Source organism: Azohydromonas lata (assembly GCF_034427735.1).
Classification (GTDB): domain Bacteria; phylum Pseudomonadota; class Gammaproteobacteria; order Burkholderiales; family Burkholderiaceae_C; genus Azohydromonas; species Azohydromonas lata.
The window spans coordinates 1-23,393 of the sequence record NZ_JAXOJX010000098.1 but is presented as its reverse complement, the minus strand read 5'-3'; the positions used below and the strand labels follow the sequence as shown (position 1 = coordinate 23,393).

Genomic DNA, 23,393 nt, shown 5'->3' with positions numbered 1-23,393 from the left:
GAGATGTGTATAAGAGCCAGGACCAACGCCGCGCCGCGGGCGGATGAAGCGCACCGCCCCTGGCCGCGCCGCGGCCGCCTTGCCGGCGCTGCTGTGCGGCGCCACCCTGCTTTGGCCTCCCGGCGCGCACGCGGCTGCGGCCGATTGCGCCGCGCTGGCCGAGGACGCGCAGCGCCTGGCCTGCTACGACGCGCTGTTTCGCGCCGGCACGGCGCCGCCCGCGGCTGGCGTGGCTCCCGCGCAGCCTTTTGAGCGGGCGCCTGAGCGGGCGCCTGAGCGCACGCAGCCGCCCGGCCCGGTGGAGCCCGGCTCCATGCCCGTCTCCGGCGGCGCGCCCACGCCGCCGGCCGCCGGCACCGGGCTGGCGCTGAGCGAGGCGATGTCGCAGTACTGGGAGCTCACGCCCGCGGACAAGCGCGGCACCTTCGTGGTCAGGACGTACCTGCCCACCTACCTGCTGCCGCTGCACGTCACCAGCAGCCTCAACCGCCAGCCCTTCAGTCCCACGCGCGGCCTGGCGCCGGCACGGCCGGGCTACCGCTCGCTGGAAGCCAAGCTGCGCATCTCGCTGCGCGCCAAGATCGCCGAGGGGCTGCTGCTGCCGGACGCCGACTTGTGGTTCGCCTACACACAGCGCTCGCTGTGGCAGGTGTGGAACCGCGCGGAGTCCTCGCCCTTTCGCAATACCGACTACGAGCCCGAGGCGATCTACGTGGTGCCTGTGCCGCAAGCGCTGGGCGAGCTGCCCGGGGGCTGGCGCTGGCGCATGGTGCAGCTTGGGCTGGCGCACCAGTCCAACGGCCAGGGCGACGCGCTATCGCGCAGCTGGAACCGCATGTACTTCGGCACCGCCGCCGAGCGCGACGGGCTGGGCCTGCAACTGCGCCTGAACCACCGGCTCCAGTCCGACAGCGGCGACGACGACAACCCCGGCCTCACCCGCTACATAGGCAACGCCGAGCTCACCGCCAACTGGCTGCCCGGCGCGCACACGGTGCAGGTGGGCTGGCGCACGCACCTCACGGACTTCAGGCGCGGCTCGCTGCAACTGGACTGGACCTACCCCGTGCGCCGCGACAACCCGCAGGGTCTGCGCTGGTACGTCCAGCTCTTCACCGGCTACGGCGAAACGCTGCTGGACTACAACCACCGCCAGACGAGCCTGGGCGTGGGGGTGGCGCTGTTCAATTTCTGAGGGGACGCCTGCCCCTCACGTCCCAATCAACTGCGCCGCGCTGTCCGCCTGCGGCGTCACCAGCACCTGGTCGATGCGCGTGCTGTCCACGTCCATGACCTCGAAGCGGTAGCCGCTCCACACCGCGCAGTCGGTGCGCCGCGGGATGCGGCGCAGCGTGACCATGAGAAAGCCGGCCAGCGTGTCGTACTGGCCGCGCTGGGGCAGCTCCTCGGGGTCGATCTGCAGCGCGCGCAACACGTCGCCAATGGGCGTGAGGCCGTCCATCAGCCAGGAGCCGTCCTCGCGGCGGACGATCTGCTCCTCGTCGCCCGTCTGCACCAGGCTGCCCATGACGGTGCTCATCACGTCGTTGAGCGTGATCACGCCCACCACCAGGCTGTACTCGTTGACGATGACCGCGAAGTCCTCGTGCGCCTGGCGGAACTGCGACAGCACCTCCCACAGCGTCAGCCGGTCCGGCACCAGCAGCACCTTCTTCACCAGCGCGCTGCCGGCCTCGCCCCTGAGCGCAAGGGGCTCCTCGCGCAGCATGCGCGCGAACAGGTCGGCCGCATCCACGTAGCCCACGACCTGGTCGATGTGCCCGTCGCAGACGAGATAGGTCGAATGCGGCTGCGCCGCGATGCGGGCGCGGATGATGTCCTCGGACTCGTCCTGCAGCAGGTAGACGATGCGGTCGCGCGTGGTCATGGCGCTTTCCACCGTGCGCGTGTCCAGCTCGAACACGTTTTCGATCACCTCCTGCTCGCGCTCGTGCAGCACGCCGGCCTCGGCGCCGGCCTCGGTGAGCGCCAGGATGTCCGCGGGCGTGATGCGCTCGTCGCGCTGCTCCGGGAAGCCCAGCAGCCGCACCAGCGCATCGGCCAGGCCGTTGAACAGCCACACCACCGGGTGCAGCAGCCGCATGAACCCGCGCATCGCGGGCAGCAGCCGCATGGCCAGCCTCTCGGGCTGCGTCATCGCCAGCCGCTTGGGCAGCAGGTCGGCCAGCAGGATGAACAGCGACGTGACGATGGAAAACGAGACGATGAAGCCCGTGAGCTCGGCCGTGCGCGGCTCCAGCGCCTGGCCCAGCAGCGCCGCGGCAAAGGGGCTCAAGGCGTCCTCGCCCACCACGCCGCCCAGGATGGCCACCATGTTCTGGCCTATCTGCACCACGGTGAAGTAGTTGCCCGGGCGGGCCTGCACCTGCAGCACGGCTTCGGCGCGCTCCTCGCCCTCGTCGGCCAGTTGCCGCAGCCGCAGCCGCCGTGCCGAGGCCAAGGCGATCTCCGCCACGGAGAAGAAGGCGCTGAGCGCGATGAGGAACGCAATGGTGATCAGGCTGCCCGCGGAGCTCATGCAAGTCAGTGTAGTGCCGGGCAACGCGCCTGCCGGCCCGGGGCGTTGCGCCGGCACCTACCCCGCGGCGCCGGCCGCGCAAGAGCCGTTGCCCAGGCGACGAGGCCGCAGCTGCCTCGGCAGCCGCGCAGCCTCACTGGGCCGCCGCCGCGTCCTCCTGCAGCGGCACGCGCAGCAGCACCGTGGTGCCCGTGCCGGGCTGGGACTCGACGGCGAACTGCCCGCCCAAGGCCTCGATGCGCTCCTTCATGCCCAGCACGCCCCAGCCGGCGCGGCCGGCGCCGCCGTCGCGGCCCTCGGCGGCCTCGAAGCCCACGCCGTCGTCCTCCACGCTGGCCTGCAGGTGGCGGCGCGAGCGCTTGAGGCTCACGCTCACGCGCGTGGCCCCGGCATGCTTGGCGACGTTGTTGAGCGCCTCCTGGATGACGCGGAACACGGCCGCCTCCACCGGCGCGGGCAGCCGCTCGCCGTCCAGCCCGTGCTGCTCCAGGTCCACCGGCGTGGACGACAGCGCCGACCACGTCGCCACGTAGGCGGCCACGCCGTCGCCCAGGCCGCAGTCCTCCAGCGCGGTGGGCCGCAGCGTGAAGACGATGCGGTCCAGCTCCCGGTCCACCTGCTGCATGAGCGGCTGCAGCCGCCGCAGCCGCTCGCAGTCCTCGGCGTCGCGCTGCTGCTGCGTGACGGTGCCCACGGCCAGCGCCAGCGAAGAGAGGTACTGGCCCAGCGAGTCGTGCAGCTCGCGCGCGATGCGGCGCCGCTCCTCGTCCTGCACGTGCTCCACGCGGGCCAGCAGCGTGCGCAGCTCGCGGGTGCGGTCCTTCACGCGCTGCTCCAGCAGCTCGCGCACGCCGTGCACGGCGTGCGCGTCGGTGGCCGAGCCGAACCAGCGCAGCACGCGGCCGTCGTCGCCCAACTGCGGCTCGGCGCGCACCAGGTGCCAGCGGTAATGGCCGTCGTGGCCGCGCAGGCGCAGCTCGTTGTCCAGCGGCTGGTGCCGCCGCAGCGCTTCGTGCCAGCGCGCCACGGCCTCCGCGCGGTCGTCGGGGTGCACCACGTCGGCCCAACCGTCGCCCATGGCCTGGGCTTCGCTCTGGCCGGTGTATTCGCACCACCGCCGGTTGAACCAGTCGGCATGGCCGGCCGGGTCGGTGCTCCACAACAGGTCGGGCACCAGGTTGGCAATGGCATGCAGCCGCGCTTCGCTCTCGCACAGCCGCTGCTCGCCGCGCTTGCGCTCGCTGATGTCCTCGATGACGGCACAGCAGCGCAGCGGGCACCCCTGCGCATCGCGCACCACGTCGGCCGTCACCCGCACCCAGACCACGCCGCCGCCCTTGCGCCGGTAGCGCTTTTCCACCTGGTAGCTGGCCTCGCCGCGCATGAAGCGCTCGAACACCAGGCCGTCGGCGCCGCGGTCCTCGGGGTGATTGAGCTCGTCCACCGTCATGGCCAGCAGCTCGGCCTCGCCGTAGCCGGTGAGCGCACACAGCGCCGGGTTGACGCACAGGAAGCGGCGCGAGAGCGCATCCGTGTGCGCCATGCCCACGCTGCTGAGGTTGAACATCATCCCGGCCAGCCGGGCTTGCATCGCATCCAAGGCGTTCGACATCTCAAAGCGTTCCGTACTTCCCCGTCCCAGGGCGCCGGCCAGGCCAGCCTGGCCGCCCTACCCGGGACAGGCCCTCAGCATCCAGGCATTGCCGCAGGCAGATGTATCCAGGCGTGACGCGCCGGCTGCCCGCGCCATGCGCCCGGCGTGACAACCCGCACGCCGCAAGCTCTTTTTGTGCAGGCAACCGTGAAAGCACCGCTCAAAGCAATGTTTCCGCCGCCGAAAGAAAGCCACGGCCTGCGCGTGTGCAGGCCAGCGTCAAAGAATGGATGACTGCATGTTCAAGAACCTCGCGCTGGGCAAACGGCTTGCCCTGGCCTTCGCCGCCGTCATTGCGGTGTTCGTGGCGGTGGGGGCGGTGTCGCTCTACACGGGCGCGCGGCTCAAGGAGGCGGACAGCATCAACCAGCACACCTACGTGGTGCTGGACCGCGCGGCCAACATGCTCGCCGGCATGGTCAACATGGAGACGGGCACGCGCGGCTTCCTGCTCTCCGGCATGGACGGCCACCTGGGCCCCTGGAACGGCGGCCAGGCGGGTTTCGACAAGAGCTGGAACGAGCTCAAGTCGCTGACCGCCGACAACCCCGTGCAGCAGGCGCGCCTGGACGACATCAGGGCCAGGAGCGACGAGTTCAAGCGCGTGGCCGAGGGCCTGATCGCGCTGCGCCGCGAGGTGACGGCCGGCAAGAAGCCGCTGGATGCGCTCACAACCGAGTTCTCCCAGGGCCGCGACAAGGCGGCGATGGACGCCTTCCGCGCGCTGCAGGGCCAGATGACGACCATGGAAGAGGAGCTGCTCGTGCAGCGCAGCGCGGCCGCCGACTCGCTGCGCACGGTCAACAGGCTCTCCACCGCCCTGGGCAGCCTGCTGGCGGTGGTGGTGGCGGTGGCGCTGGGCCTCACCATTGCGCGCTCCATCACGCGGCCCATGCAGCGCGCGGTGCAGATCGCCGAAGCCGTGGCCGCGGGCGACCTGAGCCAGGGCCAGGCCCTGCGCGTGGACAGCAGCGACGAGACCGGCCGGCTGCTGGCCGCGCTCAAGCGCATGAGCGACAGCCTCGCCGCGCTGGTGGGCCAGGTGCGCTCGGCGTCCGACTCCATCGCCACCGGCTCCAACCAGATCGCCACGGGCAATGCCGACCTGTCGCAGCGCACCGAGGAGCAGGCCTCCAACCTGCAGCAGACGGCGGCGACCATGGAGGAGCTGAACGCCACCGTGGCCAACAACGCCCAGACCTCGCAGCACGCCACGCAACTGGCCGAACGCGCCAGCACGGCCGCGGGCCAGGGCGGCGAGGTGGTGGGGCAAGTGGTGGCGACCATGGAGCAGATTCAGGCCGCCAGCCGGCGCATCGCCGACATCATCGGGACGATAGACGGCATCGCCTTCCAGACCAACATCCTCGCGCTCAACGCCGCCGTGGAGGCCGCGCGCGCCGGCGAGCAGGGCCGGGGCTTCGCCGTGGTGGCCGGCGAGGTGCGCAACCTCGCGCAGCGCAGCGCCAACGCGGCGCACGAGATCAAGAAGCTGATCAACGACAACGTGCAGACCGTGGAAACGGGCACGCGGCTGGTGGACGAGGCCGGCCGCTCCATGACCGACCTCGTGTCCCAGGTGCAGCACGTGAGCGCGCTCATACGCGAGATCAGCGAGGCCACCAACGAGCAGACCAGCGGTATAGGCCAGCTCAACGACGCGGTGACGCAGCTCGACCACGTGACGCAGCAGAACGCGGCGCTGGTGGAGCAGTCGGCCGCCGCGGCCGAGAGCCTCAAGGCCCAGGCCCAACGCCTGGTCAGCGCCGTGGGGGTGTTCCGTATCGCCGCCTGAGCCCGGGCGCGCGTCCGCAGCGCGGCGTCAGCGCGCGCCGGCCAGGCGCTCCAGCGCGCCGTGCAACTGCAGCCGCGCGCCGCGCAGCACCCCGTGGCACTCGCAGGCGCGCGCGGCCAGGCCGGCGGCATCCAGCACGCGGATGCGCCCGCGGGCGTAGCGGATCAACCCGCCCGCCTGCAGCCGCCGCGCGCACTCGGTGACGCCCTCGCGCCGCACGCCCAGCAGCGCCGAGAGCCGCTCCTGCGTCATGGGCAGCTCCGGGCCCTGCAGGCGCTCGGAGGCCGTGAGCAGCCAGCGGCTGACCTGCTGCTCCATGCAGTGGTGGCGGTTGCAGGCCGCGATCTGCCCGGCCTGCGCCAGCAGCGCCAGGCTGGCGTGCATGACGGCCTCCTGAAGCGCGGGCAGCCGCCGGCACAGCGCGGCCAGCGCCGCCGCGGGCAGCCGCCAGGCGCCGCCGGGCACCTGCACCATGGCGTCGTGCGCCGCGGGCAGGGGGCCCAGGCAGGCTTCCCAGCCGACCAGCCCTTCCGCCCCCACGAGCGCCACCTCCAGCGACGCGCCGTTGCGCAGCACGCCCAGCGCCGACACCAGCGCGTCGTCCGGGAACCACACCTGCGTCACCGGCCGGCCCCGCTGCAGCAGCACGCGCCCGGCAGGCAGCGCCACGCGCTCCAGGCCGGCCAGGGCCCCGGCGGGCGCCAGCGCGAGCAGGAGCGCCAGCAGCCGGTTGCCCGCCGCGTCGCCGTCGGACTCCTCGCGGCGGGTGGATCGCGGCGCTTGGGCCGGCGCGTCAAGTGGGGCGGTGGCCGGGGCGGCCGCAGCGGCAAGGGTGCTGTGCATGGTCAAAGACTTTCGGCCAGGGGGATGCCGCTTGGGCTGGGCGCGCAGCCCGCCAGCTCGCGGGTGACGGCCTTCCACCATTGGGAGAAGGAACGGCAATGCGTGCGCGGCTCGGGAAACAGCCGCGGCGCCGGGCGGCAGCGCGCCAGCTTGGGCAGCCAGCGCTGCAGGTGCGGCTCGGCCACGGCCTGCACCGAGCGCGCACCGTGCAGCGCCTCGGCGGCCGTGGCGGCGTCGGTGCGCCAGACCACGTCGCACAGCTCGCCCATGCGGGCCTCGACGAAGGCCTGGCGCCGTGCGCTCCAGGGACGCGCGGCGTGGAAGTCCGTCAGCCACAGGCCCACGCGCACGGTGCCGGGCGGCAAGTCCGCAGGCGCCGCGCGCAGGGCCCAGGGGTGCACCAGCCAGACGTGGCGCTGCTCCACCGGCGCCGCCTCGGCCGCCGGCAGCCAGCGCCGCGTCTCACCCACCAGCGCGGGCTCCTGCACGCCGGATACGCCAGGCGCGCCGGCCTCGCCCGCCAGCACCGCGCCGGGGCGGCGGGCCAGGGCTTCCAGCGCCTCCCAGGGCGCCTCCAGGGCCGTGCCGGCGCAGTGCCAGGGCGGCGGCGCGAAGCGCGCGACGTTGGCGGCGTCGAACAGATAGGGCTTGCTGCTGGCCGTGCCGGCCACCCATTGCCAGCTCAGGTGGTTGCTGGCGAGGTCGCCGTCCAGCAGGTGCGCCCACAGCCAGTCGGCCCCGGCGCGCCAGTGCAGCTTGCGGTAATGCACCGCGTAGGCCGCCAGCCACAGGCGGGCATGGTTGTGCAGGTAACCGGTGTCGTAGAGGCTGCGCACGGCGCGGTCCACCACCGGCAAGCCGGTGCGTCCCTCGCGCAGGTCGGCAGGCAGCCCGGCCGCGTAAGCCGCATCGGCCAGCGGCCCGGGGTGCAGGGATTCGAAGATGCCCTCGCCCAACCGCGCCCACACGTGCCGGAAGTACTCGCGCCAGCCCAGCTCCTGCACCAGGCGGTGCTGCAGGTGCAGCGGCTGGCCGCCCGCGGCCACGGCCTGCAGCACCTGCAGCGGCGTCACGAAGCCGTGGGTGATGTAGGGCGACAAGCCCGTGACGGCGCCGTCGAGCGCGTTTCGGGAGCGGGCGTAGGCGGCGGCGTCCACCGCCGCCAGCCGCTCGCGCAGGGCCGCCTCGGTGGGCGGCCAGGCATCCTGGTTCATGGCCTTGAGTCCTGTTTGTCGCAAAGCTTAGGGGCCGACCTGCGCACGGCGCTCAAGGCGGATGCAAGGCAGAGGCGGCGGACCGCTTTTTCAGCGTCAAAGCCGTTTCAACAGGCCTGCGCCAAGGAAGCTTCCGATGCAAAGGCACGCCGCCACAGCCCTGCCATGACCCGCGCCAGGGTTAGCCCGGGGATGACGCAGCCGCATCACCAGCGCGCAAAGTCCATCTGCCCGGCATGACGGCGCGCTCCTAGAGTCCGCTCCCAGGCGCCCACCGCAGGCGCCACGCACCAAGGAGACAAGCGCATGAACCTCTCCCGCCGCCGCGCCCTCGCCGGGCTGGCCCTGGGCACCACGCTGGGCGCCGCCGCGTGGCCGGCCGCCGCCCAGGGCGGCACCGCCGGCTACCCCACCAAGCCGGTGCGCCTCATCGTGCCCGTGGGCGCGGGCGCGGCGCCGGACGTGGTGGCCCGCCTCATGGCCGAGCGCCTGGGGGCCCTGTGGAAGCAGACGCTGATCGTGGACAACAAGCCCGGCGCCGGCGGCATTCCCGGCATGTCGGCCCTGGCCCACGCGCCGGCCGACGGCTACACCCTGGGCTTCGTGCCCGCGGCCATGGCCACCATCACGCCGCTGATCTACAAGAACCCGCAGTTCAACCCCGATACCGACCTCACGCCCATTGCCACCGTGGGCACCAGCCCGCTGCTGCTGGTCACGCCGGCCAGCAGCGGCATCAAGACGCTGGCCGAGCTCGCCCGCCACGCCAAGGCGCAGCCGGGCAAGGTGAACTTCGCGGCGCCGCAGTCCAACTCGCTGCCGCACCTGGCCGGCGAGATGGTCAGCCGCGCCGGCCAGATGCAGCTCTTCTTCATCCCCTACCCCTCGCCGCCGGCCGCCGTCACGGCCGTGCTGTCCGGCGACGCGCTGCTCACCGCCGACGGACTGCCCGGGCTGCTGCCGCACATCAAGGCCGGCCGCCTGCGCGCCCTGGCCGTGACCTCGGACAAGCGCCTGCCCGGCTTCGAGGACATCCCCACCGTCGCCGAGACCTACCCCAGCTTCGAAGCCATAGGCTGGTTCTCCCTCTTCGCCCCGGCCGGCGTGCCCACCGCCGTGGCCGAGCAGCTCAATCGCGACGTGGCCCGCGTGATGCAGGCGCCGGAGCTGGTGGCCCGCCTGGCCGAGATGGGCATCTACCCGCGCACCGGCAGCGTGGCCGAGGCGCGCGAGTTCTATCAAGCACAGCGCGGCAGCATGAAGCGCATCGTGGCCGAGCTGGGCCTGCAGGCGCAGTGAACATGAACAACGTCTTCCTCTGCGACGGCCAGCGCACCCCCATAGGCCGCTACGGCGGCGCGCTGGCCGGGGTGCGCACCGACGACTTGGGCGCCCTGCCGATTCAAGCCCTGATGGCGCGCCACCCGCGCCTGGATTGGGCGCGGCTGGACGAGGTCTACTACGGCAACGTCAACCAGGCCGGCGAGGACAACCGCAACGTCGCCCGCATGTGCGCGCTGCTGGCCGGGCTGCCGGTGACGGTTGCGGGCGCGACCGTGAACCGCCTGTGCGGCTCGGGGCTGGAAGCCCTCGCCAGCGCCGCGCGCGGCATCGCCCTGGGCCAACTGGAGCTGGCCATCGCCGGCGGCGTGGAAGGCATGAGCCGCGCCCCGCTGGTCATGCCCAAGGCCACCAGCGCCTTCTCGCGCCACGCGGAAGTCCACGATAGCACCATCGGCTGGCGCTTCGTGAACCCGCGCATGCACGCGCTGCACGGCACCGACGCCATGGGCGAAACCGCCGAGAACGTGGCCGGGCGCTTCAACGTCAGCCGCGCCGACCAGGACGCCTTCGCCCTGCGCAGCCAGCAGCGCGCCGCGCAGGCGCAACGCGAGGGCGTGCTGCGCGAGGAGATCACGCCCGTGCCCGTGCCCGGCCGCAAGGGCGACGGCACCCTGGTCACGCAGGACGAGCACCCGCGCCCCGACACCACCGCGCAGTCGCTCGCGGCGCTCAAGCCGGCCTTTCGCGCCGGCGGCAGCGTGACGGCGGGCAACGCCTCCGGCGTCAACGACGGCGCCGCGGCGCTGCTGCTGGCCGGCGAGGCGGCGGCGGCGCGCGAGGGCCTCACGCCGCTGGCCCGCGTCATCGGCGTGGCCACCGCCGGCGTGGAGCCGCGCCTCATGGGCATGGGGCCGGTGCCGGCCGTGCGCAAGCTGCTGGCGCAGACGGGACTGCGCATCGGCGACTTCGACGTGGTCGAGCTCAACGAAGCCTTCGCCGCCCAAGCCCTGGCCGTGCTGCGCGAGCTGGGCCTGCCGGACGACGGCGCGCACGTGAACCCCCACGGCGGCGCCATCGCCTTCGGCCATCCGCTGGGCATGAGCGGCGCGCGGCTGGCGCTCACCGCCGCGCTGGAGCTGCGCCGCCGCGGCGGACGCTACGCGCTGTGCACCATGTGCATCGGCGTGGGCCAGGGCATCACGCTGGCCTTGGAGCGGGCCTGAGGCGCAGGCAGCCCACGGGGGCCGCCGGCCTTGGCCCCGGGCCGGCGTGGGCCAGGGCCCCTGGGGTACCCTCGCGCCCATGCTGAACCTGGAAAGAATCCGCGCCATCTCGCTGGACCTGGACGACACGCTGTGGCCCATCTGGCCCACCATTGACCGCGCAGAGCAGGTGCTGCACGAATGGCTCGTTCTCAACGCCCCGCGCACGGCGGTGCTGTTCGACAGCCCCGCCGCGCTGCGTGCCATCCGCAACGAGATGGCCCACCAGCGGCCGGACCTGAAGCACGACCTGAGCGCGCTGCGCCTGGAGTCCATCCGCCTGGCCCTGGGCCAGGCCGGCGACGACCCCGCGCTGGCCGAGCCGGCCTTCAACGTGTTCTTCGACGAGCGCCAGAACGTCACGCTCTACCCCGACGCCTTGCCCGCGCTGGAGTTCCTGGCCGCGCGCTACCCGCTGGTGAGCCTGTCCAACGGCAACTCCGACCTGCAGCGCATAGGCCTCTCGCGCTTCTTCGTGGGCAGCGTCTCGGCGCTGGAGTTCGGCGTGCCCAAGCCGGACGTGCGCATCTTCCACGCCACGGCCGAGCTGGCCGGCGTGCGGGCTGAGGAAGTGCTGCACGTGGGCGACGACGTGCTGCTGGACGTGCTGGCCGCGCGCAACGCCGGCATGCAGGCCGCCTGGGCCAACCGCGTGCAGGCGCTGTGGCCGCACGACGAGGCGCCGGACATCGAGTTCGCCAGTTTCACGGAGCTGTGCGACGCCCTGCGCTGAGCTTCACATCCATCACTCCGGTTGCCCGCGCAACGGCTGCGGCGCCGGCGCGAAGCGCAGCAGCAGATCGCTGAAGAACTCTGCCGCGGGCGTGAGCGGCAGGTCGGGCCTGCGGATCATCACGATGGTGGGCGCCGGAATGGAGTCCGCAATCGGGATGACCTGCAGCGCCTCGCGCGCCAGCGCGAAGTCGCTCCACTGCCGCGGCAGCAGCGCCAATAAATCGGTACTGGCCAAGGCCACCATCAGCGACAAGGCTGAGGCCGCCTGCAGCATCACGCTCGGCGGCGCCAGGCCGCGGCTGGCGAAGACGGCCGACAAATCCTCTTCGGCGTTGTAGTCCAGCGAGGGCGTGGCCCACTCCGCCTCCTGCAGCGCCGCCAGCGCGGCCGCGCCCGCCAGCGGGTGGCCCTTGCGCCCAACCACCACGCGCGTGTTCTCGAACAGCGGCGTGGACAGCAGCCCCGGCGCCGGCGGCTGGCGCGGCGAGGCGCCGATGAAGAAGTCCAGCGCACCGTTGCGCAAGCGACCTTCCAGGTCCGGAAACAGCCCCTCGATGAGCTTGAGCTTGACGCGCGGATAGCGCCGCTGGAACGCCGGCAGCACGTGGGGCAGCAGGCCCACGTGGGGCATGATGGACAAGCCCGCCGTCAGCGTCCCCTCCTCGCCGCCCGTGGACTGCAACAGCTCGTCGCGCGCGCGGCGCACCTCGTTGACCACCAGGCTGGCGCGCTGGTAGAGCAGCCGCCCCGAGGCGGTGAGCACCATGCCGCGCGGATCGCGCTCGAACAGCACCACGCCCAACTCGCGCTCCAGCGCGCGGATGCTCTTGGTCAGTGCCGGCTGGTCCAGCCCCAGGTGGCGCGCCGCGGCGCGCAAGCTGCCCTGCTCGACGATGGCCACCATGCCCGTCAACTGCTCGATCTTCATGGGGTCAACCTGGGGATGCCACGGCGTTATCAGGCTGGGCATCTTGCCATCTTCTTGAGCATCTCCCCGGTGCCTACAGTGGACTCGTCCACCACACCCACCGAGGAGACAAAAGCGATGAAGACGGACAGGAAAAAGGCCCTGGTCACAGGCGGCGCCACGGGCATAGGCCGCGCCGCGGCGCTGGCGCTGGCCGGCGCGGGCTACGACGTGGCCATCGTCTACGGCTCCAGCGCGCAGGCCGCGCGCGAAACGGCGGCCGAGGCCGAGAAGCTCGGCGCCCGCACCCTGCTGCTGCAGTGCGACGTGAGCGACGACGCCGCCGTGCGCGCCACGCTGCGCCAGGTGGAGGAGGCTTTCGGCCACCTCGATGCGCTGGTCAACAACGCCGGCACCACCGCCACCTGGAAGGTCAAGGACCTCGAAAGCCTGGACATGGCCGAGTGGGACCGCACCTTCGCCGTCAACGTGCGCGGCACCTTCCAGGTCACGCGCGCCGCCGTGCCGCTGCTGAAAAAGGGCAACGCGCCGTCGGTGGTCAACACCGCCAGCATCGTGGGCCTGCGCCCGGGGCCGCAGCCCCTGCCCTACGCCGCCAGCAAGGCCGCGGTGGTCAACCTGACCAAGACGCTGGCCTGGAACCTGGGTCCCGAGATCCGCGTCAACGCCGTCGCCCCCGGCTGGATGGAAGGCGAGTGGATGCAGCGCATGCTCGGCGACAAGTACGACGACCTGATGGGCAAGCGAGGGAAACTCACGCCGCTCAAGCGCTGCGTGACGGCCGAGGACGTGGCCGAGACCATGCTCAACCTCATCCAGGCCAACCGCTTCGTCACCGGCGAGGTGGTCGTCATCGACGGCGGCTTCACCGCCTCCACCTGAAGCCGGAGGCCGCCATGATGGATGGATTCGTCCCCTTCCCCGAGGACTTCTCGCGCCGCTACCGCGCCCAGGGCTACTGGCAGGACCGCTCGCTGGCCCAGGAGTTCTCCGCGGTGTTTCAACGCTTCGGCCCGCGCACCGCGCTCATAGACGGCAAGCGCCGCTACACCTACGCGCAGCTCGATGCGCTGAGCGACAACCTCGCGCTCAACCTGCTGGCGCTGGGCCTGCGCCCGCGCGACCGCGTCGTCCCCACGCTGCCCAACGTGGCGGAGTTCGTGATCCTGTACTTCGCGCTGCAGAAGATGGGCGCCATCCCCATCGCCGCGCTGGTCACGCACCGCTTCGCCGAGATCAACCAGTTCACGCAACTGGCCCAGGCGCGCTGCTGCGTCTACCCGGAAAGCGCGGGCGAGCTCAAGTTCGCCCCCGTCATAGACCGCGTGCAGGCCGCCAACCCCTGCCTGCAACTGCGCCTGGTGCTGGGCCAGCCGGGGCCGGGCGAGCACTCGCTCACCGAGCTGATCGCCAAGCCCGCCCAGGACGACGCGAGCACGCTGCGCGAGCTGGCCATAGACCCCTGCGACCCCTGCATTTTTCAACTCTCCGGCGGCACCACGGGCATCCCCAAGCTGATCCCGCGCACCAACAACGACTACGCCTACAACTCCAAGGTCGCCGCCGACGTGGCGGGCGTGGACGCCGGCTCGGTGCTGCTGCTGGTGCTGCCCATCGCCCACAACCTGCCCCTGGCCTGCCCGGGCATCCAGGGCTTCATGTTCAAGGGCGCCACCGTCGTGCTGCACGCCAACACGCGGCCGGCGGAGATGTTCGCCCTCATCCAGAAGCACGGCGTGACGCACCTGAAAGTGGTGCCGGCCCTGCTGATACGCCTGATCAACGACCCGGCCATCGCCGACTTCGACCTCTGCAGCGTGCAGCAGATCCAGAGCGGCGGCCAGCGCATGCAGCCGGAAGTGCGCCTGCGCACGCGCCAGCTCTTCCGCAACGCTTTTGTGCAGGAGAACTTCGGCATGAGCGAGGGCTTGCTGATGTTCGTCCGCCACGGCGACCCGGAAGACGTGCTGCTCGAAACCTGCGGCCGCCCCGTGTGCCCGGACGACGAAGTGAAGCTCATCGACGACGAGGGCCGCGAGGTGCCGTACGGCGAGGTCGGCGAGCTGGCCTGCCGCGGCCCCTACACGCTGCGCGGCTACTGGGGCGTGCCGGACTACAACGCGCGCCAGTTCACCGCCGACGGCTTCTACCGATCCGGCGACCTGATGCGAAAACACTCCAGCGGCAACTACATCGTCGAGGGCCGCAAGAAGGACCTGATCAACCGCGGCGGCGAGAAGATCAGCGCCGAGGAAGTGGAAAACCTCATCCTCATGCACCCCGCGGTCCAGAACGTGGCCTGCGTCCCCATGCCGGACGCCGCACTGGGCGAAAAGATGTGCGCCTTCGTCATCCCGCGCCGCGGCGCCACGCTCACGCTGCCGGAGCTGACAGCGTTCCTGCTCACCCACGAGATCGCGAAATTCAAGCTGCCGGAGCGGCTGGAGTTGATGAGCGATTTCCCGGTCTCCACCTTCGGCAAGGTGTCCAAGAAGGCGCTGGGCGAGATGGTGGCGCAAAAGCTGGCCGACGAATCCCGGGCCCCGCACACGCCGCAGACCGCCTGAGGTCGCACGCTCAACCAACACGTACACAGGAGACAACCCCATGCGCATCATCGACCTGCACTGCTACCCCGGCACCCAGACCTGGATCGACGCCCAAGGCCCCTACCCCGCCGAGCTGGCGCGCTACTGGAAGCGCGACTGGGTCGCCAAGAGCGAGGAAGACGTGATCAAGGAGTTCGAGGCCGCCGGCGTCCAGGCCTGCCTGGTGGCGCTGGACCTCGAAACCACCGTCGCCACGCCGCCCTGCACCAACGAGTACGTCCACGGCATGTGGCAGCGGCACCCGCAGCGCATCCTGCAATGCTGGGGCGCGGTGGAACCGGCCAAGGGCGAAATCGCCATCCGGCAGGTCAGGAAGGCCGTCCAGGAGCTGGGCTTCGTGGGCTTCCACTTCCACCCCATCATGCAGCACTTCGCCGTCAACGACAGGCGCTTTTATCCGCTGTTCGAAGAGATCGACGCGCTAGGCGCGGCGGTCATGGTCGACGTGGGCACCACCGGCATGGGCGCGGGCATGCCCGGCGGCAACGGGGCCAGAATCCGCCACGCCCACCCCGGCGCAATCGATGACCTCGCAGCGGATTTCCCGAACCTGAAGATCATCATGGCCCATCCCGGCTGGCCCTGGGTCGAAGAGACCACCGCCGTCGCCCTCCATAAAGGCAACGTCTACTGGGAAATGTCGGGCTGGGCCCCCAAGCACTTCCCCGGCAACCTGAAAGTCGACATCCGCGGCCGGCTGCAGGACAAGATCATGTTCGGCAGCGACTACCCCAGCCTGCCCTACGAGCGCATCCTGCGCGAATGGGCCGAGCTGGGCTACGCCGACACCGTCATGGAAAAAGTCATGCACGGCAATGCCGAACGCGTGCTGGGGCTGTGACGCAATGCTGGATGCCGACGCACCCATCCTCTTCGAACGCCGCGGCGCCGTGGCGCTGCTCACGCTCAACCGGCCGGCCACGCGCAACGCGCTGGACGGCGAGGCGATGTACGCGGCCTTCGAGTCGCTGTTCGAGCAGCTCAACGCCGACCTGAGCCTGGGTGCCGCCGTGCTCACCGGCAGCGGCAGCGCCTTCTGCTCCGGCGGCGACGTGGCCCAGATGCGCGAGCGCGCCGGCATGTTCGCCGGCAGCCCGCAAGAGATTGCCGGGAACTACCGCCAGGGCATCCAGCGCATCCCGCGCGCCTTCCAGCGGCTGCACCTGCCCATCATCGCCGCCGTCAACGGCCCGGCCATAGGCGCCGGCAACGACCTCGCCTGCCTGTGCGACATCCGCATCGCCGCCACCACCGCGCGCTTCGCCGAGAGCTTCGTGAAGGTGGGCATCGTCCCCGGCGACGGCGGCTGCTGGCTGCTGCCGCGCGTGGTCGGCGCCTCGCGCGCCGCGGAACTGGCTTTCACCGGCGAGGCCATCGATGCGCAGGAAGCCCTGCGCATCGGCCTGGTCTCGCGCGTGGTGGCCCCTGAGGCGCTGCTGGACGAGGCGCTGGCCCTGGCCGGCCGCATCGCCGCCAACCCGCCGCAGGCGTTGCGCTGGACCAAACAGCTGCTGCTGCAGGCCCGCACCGAATCGCTGGACGAGGCGCTGGACGCCGCCGCCCGCTTCCAGGGCCTGGCCCACCACACGGCCGACCACGCCGAGGCCGTGGCCGCCTTCTTCGACAAGCGCCCGCCGCGCTTCGGCCAGGGCGAAGGAACATGAGCGACGACCTCCTGCTGCTGCAGCGTCCCTCCCCCGGCGTGGCCCTGCTGCGCCTGCACCGCCCAACCGTGCTCAACGCGCTCAACCTCGCGCTGCGCCGAGCGCTGGCCGCGGCCTTCGAAAGCCTGGAGGCGGACGAGAGCGTGCAAGCCATCGTGCTGGCCGGCGGCGAGCGCGCCTTTTGCGCCGGCGCCGACCTGCACGAGTACGTGGACGCCACGCCGCCGGACATCATCGGCCGCCACATGGACCGCCTCTGGGGCGCCATCGCGCGCTGCCGCAAGCCCGTCATCGCCGCCGTGCGCGGCCACGCCCTGGGCGGGGGCTGCGAGCTGGCCCTGCACGCCGACCTCATCGTCGCCGGCCAGGGCGCGCGCTTCGGCCAGCCGGAGGTGCTGATCGGCCTCATGCCCGGCGGCGGCGCCACGCAGCGGCTCACGCGCGCCGTGGGCAAGTTCCGCGCGATGCGGCTGCTGCTGCTGGGCGAGCCCATCGGCGCCGCCGAGGCGCTGGCCCTGGGCCTGGCCAGCGAAGTGGTGCCGGACGACGAAGTGGAAAGCCACGCCCTGGCCCTGGCCGCGCGGCTGGCCGCCGGCCCGCAACAGGCCGTGCGCTTCATCAAGGAGGCCGTCATCGAGGGCATGAACCTGCCGCTGGAACAAGGCCTGCAGTTCGAGCGCAAGTCCTTCCAGTTGCTGTTCGCCACCGGCGACAAGACCGAGGGCATCCGCGCGCGGCTGGAAAAGCGCAGCCCGCGCTTCGGACAGCCGTAGCACGCCACCCCGGGCGGCGCAGCCCTCGCGACCGTCCGGGACCGTGCCTTGCCTCGGCCGGACTTCCGCGGGCCGCATCGCCGGCCTCGATCACCCCGCCAAGGAGCAACGCACGTGATCCAGACCCAGGGCTATGCCGCCAAGGACGCCTCCAGCCGCCTGGAGCCCTTCACCTTCGAGCGCGAGGAACCGGCCGCCGACGAGGTGCAGATCGAGGTGCTGTATTGCGGCATCTGCCACTCCGACATCCACCAAGTGAAGAATGAGTGGGGCAACAGCGTCTACCCCTGCGTGCCCGGCCACGAGGTGGTGGGCCGCGTCACGCGCGTGGGCGAGCGCGTCACCCGCCACGCCGTGGGCGACCTCGTGGGCGTGGGCTGCATGATCGATTCGTGCCGCCACTGCGCCCCCTGCCGCCTGGGCGAGCAGAACTACTGCGAGGGGCCCAACAGCTGGCTGGCCACCTACAACGGCCCCATGGTTCCCAAGGCGAAGGCGCCGGACAAGAAGAACCGCTACGGCCGCGACAACACCTTCGGCGGCTACGCGGACTCGCTGGTGGTGAAGGAGGACTTCGTCCTGAAAGTGCCTGCCAGCCTCAAGCCGGAGGTGGCCGCGCCCATCCTGTGCGCCGGCGTCACCACCTGGTCGCCGCTGCGGCACTGGAAGGTGCAGCCCGGGCAGCACGTGGGCGTGATCGGCTTCGGCGGCCTGGGCGACATGGCCGTCAAGCTCGCCCGCGCGCTGGGTGCGCAGGTCACCGTGTTCACCCGCACCGAGGACAAGCTCCAGGACGCCCAGCGCCTGGGTGCGCAGGGCGTGCTGGAAGGCGACGAGGCGGCGCTGAAGCAGCTGGAGCGCAGCCTGGACTTCATGCTCTCCACCGTGCCGGAGAAGCACGACTTGAACCCCTTCATCCCGCTGCTCAAGCGCAATGGCGCGCTGGTGGTGGTGGGTGCGCTGGAGCCCATGGCGTCGGTGAACAACCAGGAGGTGGCCTTCCACCGCCGCAGCGTCGCGGGCTCGCTCATAGGCAGCATCGAGGAGACGCAGGAGGTGCTGGACTTCTGCGCCGAGCACGACATCGGCCCCGACGTGCAGCTCGTCCGCATCCAGGACGTGAACGAGGCCTTCGACAGCGTGGAGCGCGGCGAGGCGCGCTTTCGCTACGTCATCGACATGGCCTCGCTCAAGGGCGAGGCCGCCGCCGCGCCCTGATGGAACGCCTGTGCGGCGCGCGAGCGCGCTTCAGGCCAGCCTGAAGCGCTGCACCGAGTGCGACAGCGCCTGGGCCTGCTCCTTGAGGCTGGCGGCGGCGGCGGCCGACTCCTCCACCAGCGCGGCGTTTTGCTGCGTGGCGTGGTCCAGTTGCGAGACGGCCTGGTTGATCTCGCCAATGCCCTGCGACTGCTCGCCCGCGGCCTGCGTGATGCGGGCGACGATGTCCGAGACGCGCTGCACGCTCTGCACCACGCCGTCTATGGTCTTGCCCGCGGCCTGCGCCTCGTGGCTGCCGGCCTGCACGCGCTCCAGGCTGTCGCCGATGAGCGTCTTGATCTCGCGCGCGGCCGTGGCGCTGCGCTGGGCCAGGGCGCGCACCTCGCTGGCCACCACGGCGAAGCCGCGGCCGTGCTCGCCGGCGCGGGCGGCTTCCACCGCGGCGTTCAGGGCCAGGATGTTGGTCTGGAAAGCGATGCTGTCGATCACGCCGACGATGTCGCCGATGCGGCGCGAGCTGTCGTTGATGGCTTCCATGGTGGTGACCACGCGCAGCACGGCCGCGCCGCCCTGGCCGGCCACGTCGGAAGCGCTGCGCGCCAGGCGGTCGGCCTCGTTGGCCGACTCGCTGCTCTGGCGCATGTTGCTGGAGATCTGCTCCACGGAGCTGGCGGTCTGCTGCAGGCTGGCCGAGGTCTGCTCGGTGCGGGCGCTCAGGTCGTTGTTGCCCGCGGCCACCTCGGAGCTGGCGGTGCTGATGCCGTCCACCGAGGCGCGGATCTCGCCCACGAGGCGGCGCAGCGCGTCCTGCATGCCGCTGATGGCCTGCAGCAGGCGGCCCACCTCGTCGCGCGTGTCGGCGCGCACGTCGGTGCTCAGGTCGCCCGCGGCGATGCGCTCGGCCGTGGCCTGGGCCTCGGACAGCGGGCGCACGATGCTGCGCGTGAGCAGCCAGCCCAGCACGCCGGCCAGCAGCGCGCAGGCCACGCTGGTGGCCACCAGCCTCGTGCGTATGGAGGCCAGCTCGGCGTTCACGTCCTCGCCCACGGCCGCGCTGCGCGCCTGCTCGAAGCGGGCCAGCTCGGTGGCCGCGGCCGTGTAGTCCACGGCGGTGCGCTTGAACTGCTCCGCGAGCTGCGCCAGTGCGGCGGCATCGGCCGGCGGCGACTTGAGCAAGACCTCGCGCTGCTGCAGGTACTGCGCGCGCACCTGCGCCAGCCGATCGGTGATGTCGCGGGCCTGTGGCGAAGCTTCCAGCTCGCCGAAGCGCTTCTGGATCTCGGTGGTGCGCGTGGTCACCTTCTTCATGTCGTCGGCGAAGACGGCGCCCAGCGACTTGTCGGCGCTGAACACGATGGCCAGCGCGCGCTGCGAGTTGAGCACGATGTTCTCGCGCCACTCGGTGGCCAGCCGCTCGCGCTCGGCCTGCAGGCCGGTGAGCTCGCGGGTTTCGTCCTGCGCCCGCCCAAGCTGCCAGAAGGCCGTGGCGGCCAAGGCGGCAATGAGGCAGACGATGAGGGCAAAGCTCAACGCCAGCCGGGTGCCAATCTTGAGGTGTGAGAGCTTGTTCATCGCTTGCGTGTCGTGCCCCGTTGAGGGGTCTGGAGTGGGGGCAGGGCCGATCGGTCCTTCATTTCTCGACACGCTCGCGCGGCGCTTGAGCCAGGCCGACCAACGTCGGGCCGCGTTTTCACACTGTGGACACACATCGGCGCCGTTTCGACCCCGGGCCCGGGAATTGCCCCAGGTGCGGCTTGGGGTTGTACACGGGGACAAACGCCATGCAGCCAGCCGATGCGGCACCGAGCGAGCCTCTACAAGCGGCGGAGCAGTTGTTGATCCAGCAGTGCCGCCTGGCGCTGCAGCAGCGGCAACAGGGAGGGCCGGGGGCCGAGCGCGCAGCGCGGCTGCTGCGCACCATGCAGGAGAGCCTGGCGTTGATGCGCGAGACCTCGCGCCTGATCGGTGAGCTCAAGGCGCAGGCCGGCGCCGCCCAAGCCTCATCGGTACTGGGAGTGGACGCGGACGCGTTGCCGCTTGGGCCGGCGTCGGCCCCGCCCCCTGCGCTGCAGCCGGCCTTCGAGGCGCTGGAGCGTGCCCGGCTGGTGGAGGAGGAGCGCCGCCGCATTGCCCGCGAGCTGCACGACACGGTGGGACAGCAGCTCTGTGCGCTGCGGCTGACGGTGGCGGACCTGCAGTCGGCCACCAGCGGTGCGCTGCTGGGCAAGCGGCTGGCGCTGCTCACGCGGCTGGCCGAGGCCGCGGACATGGAGCTGGACCGCGCGGTGTTCAGCCTGCACCCGCCCGCCCTGGCACAGCGCGATCTGGTGGACGCGGCCAGCGGCCACGTGGCCGATTGGTCGCGCCTTTTCGGTGTGCCAGTGGACTTTTTCGCCATCGGCCTGGAGAAGCGCCAGTTGCCGCGACCGGTGGGCGCCACCGTGTACCGCGTGCTGCAGGAGGCGCTGACCAACATCGCCAAGCACGCGCACGCCACGCGCGTGAGCGTGGCCCTGTCCGCCCGCGACGGGCAGTTGAGCCTGTGCGTGGAGGACGACGGCAGCGGCTTCGTCCCTGAAGCCACACCGGGCCACCGGCTGGGCCTGCGCGGCATGCGCGAGCGCATCGCGGCCCTGGGCGGGCGGCTGGAGCTGGAATCGGCGCCGGGCCAGGGCACGACGCTGCTGGTGCACATCCCGCTGCAGCCACGGCCCGCCGCCGGCACACCCCGCCGGCTACCGGCAACAACGGCGGGCGAGGTGGCGGGCGGGTAAGCCCGTCAGCCGGCCGCCCGCGCCAGCAACCACTTGGCCACCGCGGCGGCGCTGCGGAATTCGTCGGCGCTGCGGGCCGGCACGTCCGCACAGCGCTGCAGCCACAGGCGCGCCAGCGCCTGGCCGGGGCCGATTTCCAGCACCGCGTCCACGCGCTGGGCCTGCACGGCGTCCATGCATTCGTCCCAGCGCACGGTGGCGGCGATCTGCGTGGACAAAGCTTCGCCTGCCCGCGCGGCGTCGCGCACGCGGCCCAGGGCGTTGCTCAACAGCGGCACGCGCGGGCGCTGCAGGGCCACGCCTTCCAGCACGCGGCCGAAGGCCTGGGCCGCCGGCCGCATCCAGCGCGTGTGCGAGGCCAGCGCCACGTTGAGCCGCGTGCAGCGCGCGCCCTGGCTTTCCGCGGCCGGCTGCGCCTCATCCAGCGCACCGCGCAGGCCGCCCAGCACCACGCTGTCCGGGCCGTTGCGGATCGCCTCGTCCAGGTCGAAACGCGCGCGCAGCGCGGCTTGGGCCTCGGCAGCCAGCCCGGTGACGGCGAGCAAGCCCGTGCCGGCCGCGGCGGCCGCCGCGTCCATGCAGGCGGCGCGCTCGCGGGCCAGCGCCAGCGCGGTGGGTGCGTCCATCACGCCGGCCGCGCAAAAGGCGGGCATCTCTCCCACGCTGTAGCCGGCCACCACCGCGGGCGGCGGCAGCAGCGGCGCGAGCTGATGCCAGGCCGCCAGCGCCAGCCCGGTGAGCAGCACTTGCGCATGGGCGTTGCAGCCGGCCCAGGCGGGGTCGCCCAGGCGAGCGCGCCAGTCGGCGCCCAACGCAGCCTCCACGGCCTGCACGGTGTCGTCGCGCTCCAGCCAGGGCAGCATGCCGGCGTGCTGCATGCCCTGGCCGGAGAAGACCAGCGCGTAGCGCAGGGGGCTCATGGCTCGTGACCCACCCGGCTCAGGAAGCAGGCGGCAGCCAGCATGTCGGCGCAGCCGCCGGGCGACAGACGGCGGGCCACAAAGGCCCTGTGGATGTCCCAAGCGCGCGCCAGCGCGTGCGCGTCGGCGGCGCCGCCGGCGGCCTGGAAGCTGCGTGCATGGTCGCGGGCGAAATTCAAACCCTCCAGGCCGCCGCGGTGGGCGAGGTTGCTGTCGTCCAGCTCGGCCATCAGGGCAAAGAACACGTCCAGCCGCGTGCGCGGCAGGTCCAGCCCGCGGCGCTGCGCGCGGCGCCAGGCCGGCACCGCCGTCTCGAACAGCACGGGGAACCCCAGCGCCGCCTCCTGCGAGGCGCTGCGCAGCTTGAAGCGGCGCGCGGCCAGGCCGCCGGGCAGCGTGGGCACACGCTGGGTGCGCGCCGTCAGTGCCTGGCCCCAGTGCGCGCGCAGGCTGGCGCGAATCGCCTCCGCGCCGCGCTGGCCGCCCTGCACTTGCGCCGCGCCCGTGGCCGCGCACAGCAGGCCCAGCACGAAGATGGCGCCGCGGTGGGTGTTGATGCCGCCGGTGGCCGCGAGCATGCGGGCCTCGGCGGCGATGCCGCAGCGCTCCAGCTCGGCAAAGGGCACGCGTTGCGCGCCCAGCTCGGCCATGCGGACGAAGTAGCGGCGCAGCGCGAAGAGGCTGCGCATGAAGGTGTGGGCGTCCATGTCGTCGTGGCTGCCGCTGTCCACGAAGGACACCAGCCCCGGCTTGGGCGCGAGGGCCAACTCGTCGTGCAGCGCCAGCGTGGCGGCGCGGCCTATGGCGGCGGGCGACAGGTGCACCGCGGCCTTGGGCACCGCCGCGTGGACGGCCCCCGGCACGCTGGCCAGCGCGGGCGCGCTCATGCCGCTTGCGCCAGGGGCGGCGCCGTCCAGCCGGCCGGCAATTCGGCCTCCAGCGCCGCGCCGTGCAGGCGCTTCACCAGCAGCGCGCGGCTGTGGCCGGCGCGCCAGGCGGCCCATTCGCGCCAGGCGACGGCGCCGCCGTCGGGGAAGACCAGCTCGCCATCCACGCGCGGACGCTGCGGGGCGTGGCGCAGCAGCAGCGCGGCGGCGGCATCGGCCTCCAGGGCATGGGCCACGGGCAGCCACAGGTCCAGGTCGGAGTGCGGGTGCAGGTAGCGCTGCGCCGAAAGCTGC

The 23,393-nt window shown here is 72.1% G+C and carries 21 protein-coding genes; 12 read left to right on the top strand and 9 right to left on the bottom strand.

The genetic code is table 11. From position 1 onward, the window contains the following. Positions 1-43 precede the first annotated feature (43 nt). Positions 44-1,195 carry a phospholipase A gene (locus SM757_RS31675; protein WP_322468396.1) on the top strand — a complete coding sequence of 384 codons (1,152 nt, stop codon included), beginning with the start codon at positions 44-46 and terminating at the stop codon, positions 1,193-1,195. A gap of 15 nt (positions 1,196-1,210) precedes the next feature. Here the strand turns inward: SM757_RS31675 and SM757_RS31670 are convergent, their stop codons facing one another. Together SM757_RS31670 and SM757_RS31665 are read right to left on the bottom strand one after the other, a co-directional pair. Beyond that, positions 1,211-2,539 carry a hemolysin family protein gene (locus SM757_RS31670; RefSeq protein WP_322468395.1) on the bottom strand — a complete coding sequence of 443 codons (1,329 nt, stop codon included), beginning with the start codon at positions 2,537-2,539 and terminating at the stop codon, positions 1,211-1,213. 133 nt (positions 2,540-2,672) lie between these two features. Beyond that, positions 2,673-4,151 (bottom strand): PAS domain-containing sensor histidine kinase, encoded by a 1,479-nt coding sequence (locus tag SM757_RS31665; RefSeq protein WP_322468394.1) that lies wholly within the window; start codon positions 4,149-4,151, stop codon positions 2,673-2,675. A 280-nt stretch (positions 4,152-4,431) separates the two neighbouring features. On the opposite strand from SM757_RS31665, the gene SM757_RS31660 reads away from it, so the two are divergent. Further along, positions 4,432-5,988, top strand: coding sequence for a methyl-accepting chemotaxis protein (locus SM757_RS31660; protein WP_322468393.1), 1,557 nt, complete (start codon positions 4,432-4,434; stop codon positions 5,986-5,988). Positions 5,989-6,015: 27 nt separating this feature from the next. On the opposite strand, the gene SM757_RS31655 is transcribed toward SM757_RS31660, so the two are convergent. Both SM757_RS31655 and SM757_RS31650 read right to left on the bottom strand, forming a co-directional pair. Beyond that, positions 6,016-6,831, bottom strand: a complete 816-nt coding sequence (locus SM757_RS31655) for a Crp/Fnr family transcriptional regulator (protein WP_084268040.1) — start codon at positions 6,829-6,831, stop codon at positions 6,016-6,018. Between the two features lie 2 nt (positions 6,832-6,833). After that, positions 6,834-8,045 (bottom strand): FAD-binding domain-containing protein, encoded by a 1,212-nt coding sequence (locus SM757_RS31650; RefSeq protein ID WP_066342640.1) that lies wholly within the window; start codon positions 8,043-8,045, stop codon positions 6,834-6,836. 306 nt (positions 8,046-8,351) lie between these two features. Here SM757_RS31650 and SM757_RS31645 point away from each other — a divergent pair, with 306 nt between their 5' ends. The 3 genes from SM757_RS31645 to SM757_RS31635 all read left to right on the top strand — a co-directional run bounded on the left by SM757_RS31645 (position 8,352) and on the right by SM757_RS31635 (position 11,324). Then, entirely contained in the window at positions 8,352-9,344 is a 993-nt protein-coding gene (locus SM757_RS31645) for a Bug family tripartite tricarboxylate transporter substrate binding protein (protein WP_322468392.1), read from the top strand. Positions 9,345-9,346: 2 nt separating this feature from the next. Next, positions 9,347-10,552, top strand: a complete 1,206-nt coding sequence (pcaF, locus tag SM757_RS31640; protein WP_322468391.1) for a 3-oxoadipyl-CoA thiolase — start codon at positions 9,347-9,349, stop codon at positions 10,550-10,552. A 79-nt stretch (positions 10,553-10,631) separates the two neighbouring features. After that, positions 10,632-11,324 carry an HAD family hydrolase gene (locus SM757_RS31635; RefSeq protein WP_066342634.1) on the top strand — a complete coding sequence of 231 codons (693 nt, stop codon included), beginning with the start codon at positions 10,632-10,634 and terminating at the stop codon, positions 11,322-11,324. A gap of 12 nt (positions 11,325-11,336) precedes the next feature. Here the strand turns inward: SM757_RS31635 and SM757_RS31630 are convergent, their stop codons facing one another. Beyond that, positions 11,337-12,296: a LysR family transcriptional regulator gene (locus SM757_RS31630; protein ID WP_322468390.1), complete on the bottom strand. Its 960-nt coding sequence runs from the start codon at positions 12,294-12,296 to the stop codon at positions 11,337-11,339. Positions 12,297-12,371: 75 nt separating this feature from the next. On the opposite strand from SM757_RS31630, the gene SM757_RS31625 reads away from it, so the two are divergent. The 6 genes from SM757_RS31625 to SM757_RS31600 all read left to right on the top strand — a co-directional run bounded on the left by SM757_RS31625 (position 12,372) and on the right by SM757_RS31600 (position 18,518). Beyond that, entirely contained in the window at positions 12,372-13,136 is a 765-nt protein-coding gene (locus tag SM757_RS31625) for an SDR family NAD(P)-dependent oxidoreductase (RefSeq protein ID WP_066342631.1), read from the top strand. 17 nt (positions 13,137-13,153) lie between these two features. Next, on the top strand, positions 13,154-14,821 hold the full coding sequence (locus SM757_RS31620) for a (2,3-dihydroxybenzoyl)adenylate synthase (protein ID WP_322468389.1): 1,668 nt from the start codon (positions 13,154-13,156) through the stop codon (positions 14,819-14,821). Positions 14,822-14,861: 40 nt separating this feature from the next. Further along, positions 14,862-15,704 (top strand): amidohydrolase family protein, encoded by an 843-nt coding sequence (locus SM757_RS31615; protein ID WP_066342629.1) that lies wholly within the window; start codon positions 14,862-14,864, stop codon positions 15,702-15,704. Positions 15,705-15,708: 4 nt separating this feature from the next. After that, entirely contained in the window at positions 15,709-16,527 is an 819-nt protein-coding gene (locus SM757_RS31610; RefSeq protein ID WP_322468388.1) for a crotonase/enoyl-CoA hydratase family protein, read from the top strand. Further along, on the top strand, positions 16,524-17,300 hold the full coding sequence (locus SM757_RS31605) for an enoyl-CoA hydratase-related protein (RefSeq protein WP_322468387.1): 777 nt from the start codon (positions 16,524-16,526) through the stop codon (positions 17,298-17,300). The genes SM757_RS31610 and SM757_RS31605 overlap by 4 nt, the downstream gene beginning before the upstream one ends. 114 nt (positions 17,301-17,414) lie before the next feature. Continuing rightward, complete coding sequence (locus tag SM757_RS31600) at positions 17,415-18,518, top strand: NAD(P)-dependent alcohol dehydrogenase (protein WP_322468386.1); 1,104 nt, start codon at positions 17,415-17,417, stop codon at positions 18,516-18,518. Between the two features lie 30 nt (positions 18,519-18,548). Here the strand turns inward: SM757_RS31600 and SM757_RS31595 are convergent, their stop codons facing one another. After that, complete coding sequence (locus tag SM757_RS31595) at positions 18,549-20,090, bottom strand: methyl-accepting chemotaxis protein (protein WP_322468385.1); 1,542 nt, start codon at positions 20,088-20,090, stop codon at positions 18,549-18,551. 209 nt (positions 20,091-20,299) lie between these two features. Here SM757_RS31595 and SM757_RS31590 point away from each other — a divergent pair, with 209 nt between their 5' ends. Next, positions 20,300-21,292 (top strand): sensor histidine kinase, encoded by a 993-nt coding sequence (locus SM757_RS31590; protein WP_322468384.1) that lies wholly within the window; start codon positions 20,300-20,302, stop codon positions 21,290-21,292. A 5-nt stretch (positions 21,293-21,297) separates the two neighbouring features. Here the strand turns inward: SM757_RS31590 and SM757_RS31585 are convergent, their stop codons facing one another. The 3 genes from SM757_RS31585 to SM757_RS31575 form a co-directional block, all read right to left on the bottom strand. Continuing rightward, entirely contained in the window at positions 21,298-22,212 is a 915-nt protein-coding gene (locus tag SM757_RS31585; RefSeq protein ID WP_322468383.1) for an ACP S-malonyltransferase, read from the bottom strand. Continuing rightward, a complete protein-coding gene (gene mdcB, locus SM757_RS31580) occupies positions 22,209-23,099 on the bottom strand; it encodes a triphosphoribosyl-dephospho-CoA synthase MdcB (protein WP_322468382.1) in 891 nt (296 codons plus the stop codon). The genes SM757_RS31585 and mdcB overlap by 4 nt, the downstream gene beginning before the upstream one ends. Further along, the coding region (locus tag SM757_RS31575) for a phosphoribosyl-dephospho-CoA transferase MdcG domain-containing protein (RefSeq protein WP_322468381.1) at positions 23,096-23,393 on the bottom strand (298 nt) is incomplete at its 5' end. The genes SM757_RS31575 and mdcB, both read right to left, overlap by 4 nt.

Coding starts and splice junctions, on each gene's coding strand:
- SM757_RS31675 (WP_322468396.1), top strand. CDS start 44: ATGAAGCGCACCGCCCCTGGCCGCGCCGCGGCCGCCTTGCCGGCGCTG.
- SM757_RS31670 (WP_322468395.1), bottom strand. CDS start 2,539: ATGAGCTCCGCGGGCAGCCTGATCACCATTGCGTTCCTCATCGCGCTC.
- SM757_RS31665 (WP_322468394.1), bottom strand. CDS start 4,151: ATGTCGAACGCCTTGGATGCGATGCAAGCCCGGCTGGCCGGGATGATG.
- SM757_RS31660 (WP_322468393.1), top strand. CDS start 4,432: ATGTTCAAGAACCTCGCGCTGGGCAAACGGCTTGCCCTGGCCTTCGCC.
- SM757_RS31655 (WP_084268040.1), bottom strand. CDS start 6,831: ATGCACAGCACCCTTGCCGCTGCGGCCGCCCCGGCCACCGCCCCACTT.
- SM757_RS31650 (WP_066342640.1), bottom strand. CDS start 8,045: ATGAACCAGGATGCCTGGCCGCCCACCGAGGCGGCCCTGCGCGAGCGG.
- SM757_RS31645 (WP_322468392.1), top strand. CDS start 8,352: ATGAACCTCTCCCGCCGCCGCGCCCTCGCCGGGCTGGCCCTGGGCACC.
- pcaF (WP_322468391.1), top strand. CDS start 9,347: ATGAACAACGTCTTCCTCTGCGACGGCCAGCGCACCCCCATAGGCCGC.
- SM757_RS31635 (WP_066342634.1), top strand. CDS start 10,632: ATGCTGAACCTGGAAAGAATCCGCGCCATCTCGCTGGACCTGGACGAC.
- SM757_RS31630 (WP_322468390.1), bottom strand. CDS start 12,296: ATGCCCAGCCTGATAACGCCGTGGCATCCCCAGGTTGACCCCATGAAG.
- SM757_RS31625 (WP_066342631.1), top strand. CDS start 12,372: ATGAAGACGGACAGGAAAAAGGCCCTGGTCACAGGCGGCGCCACGGGC.
- SM757_RS31620 (WP_322468389.1), top strand. CDS start 13,154: ATGGATGGATTCGTCCCCTTCCCCGAGGACTTCTCGCGCCGCTACCGC.
- SM757_RS31615 (WP_066342629.1), top strand. CDS start 14,862: ATGCGCATCATCGACCTGCACTGCTACCCCGGCACCCAGACCTGGATC.
- SM757_RS31610 (WP_322468388.1), top strand. CDS start 15,709: ATGCTGGATGCCGACGCACCCATCCTCTTCGAACGCCGCGGCGCCGTG.
- SM757_RS31605 (WP_322468387.1), top strand. CDS start 16,524: ATGAGCGACGACCTCCTGCTGCTGCAGCGTCCCTCCCCCGGCGTGGCC.
- SM757_RS31595 (WP_322468385.1), bottom strand. CDS start 20,090: ATGAACAAGCTCTCACACCTCAAGATTGGCACCCGGCTGGCGTTGAGC.
- SM757_RS31590 (WP_322468384.1), top strand. CDS start 20,300: ATGCAGCCAGCCGATGCGGCACCGAGCGAGCCTCTACAAGCGGCGGAG.
- SM757_RS31585 (WP_322468383.1), bottom strand. CDS start 22,212: ATGAGCCCCCTGCGCTACGCGCTGGTCTTCTCCGGCCAGGGCATGCAG.
- mdcB (WP_322468382.1), bottom strand. CDS start 23,099: ATGAGCGCGCCCGCGCTGGCCAGCGTGCCGGGGGCCGTCCACGCGGCG.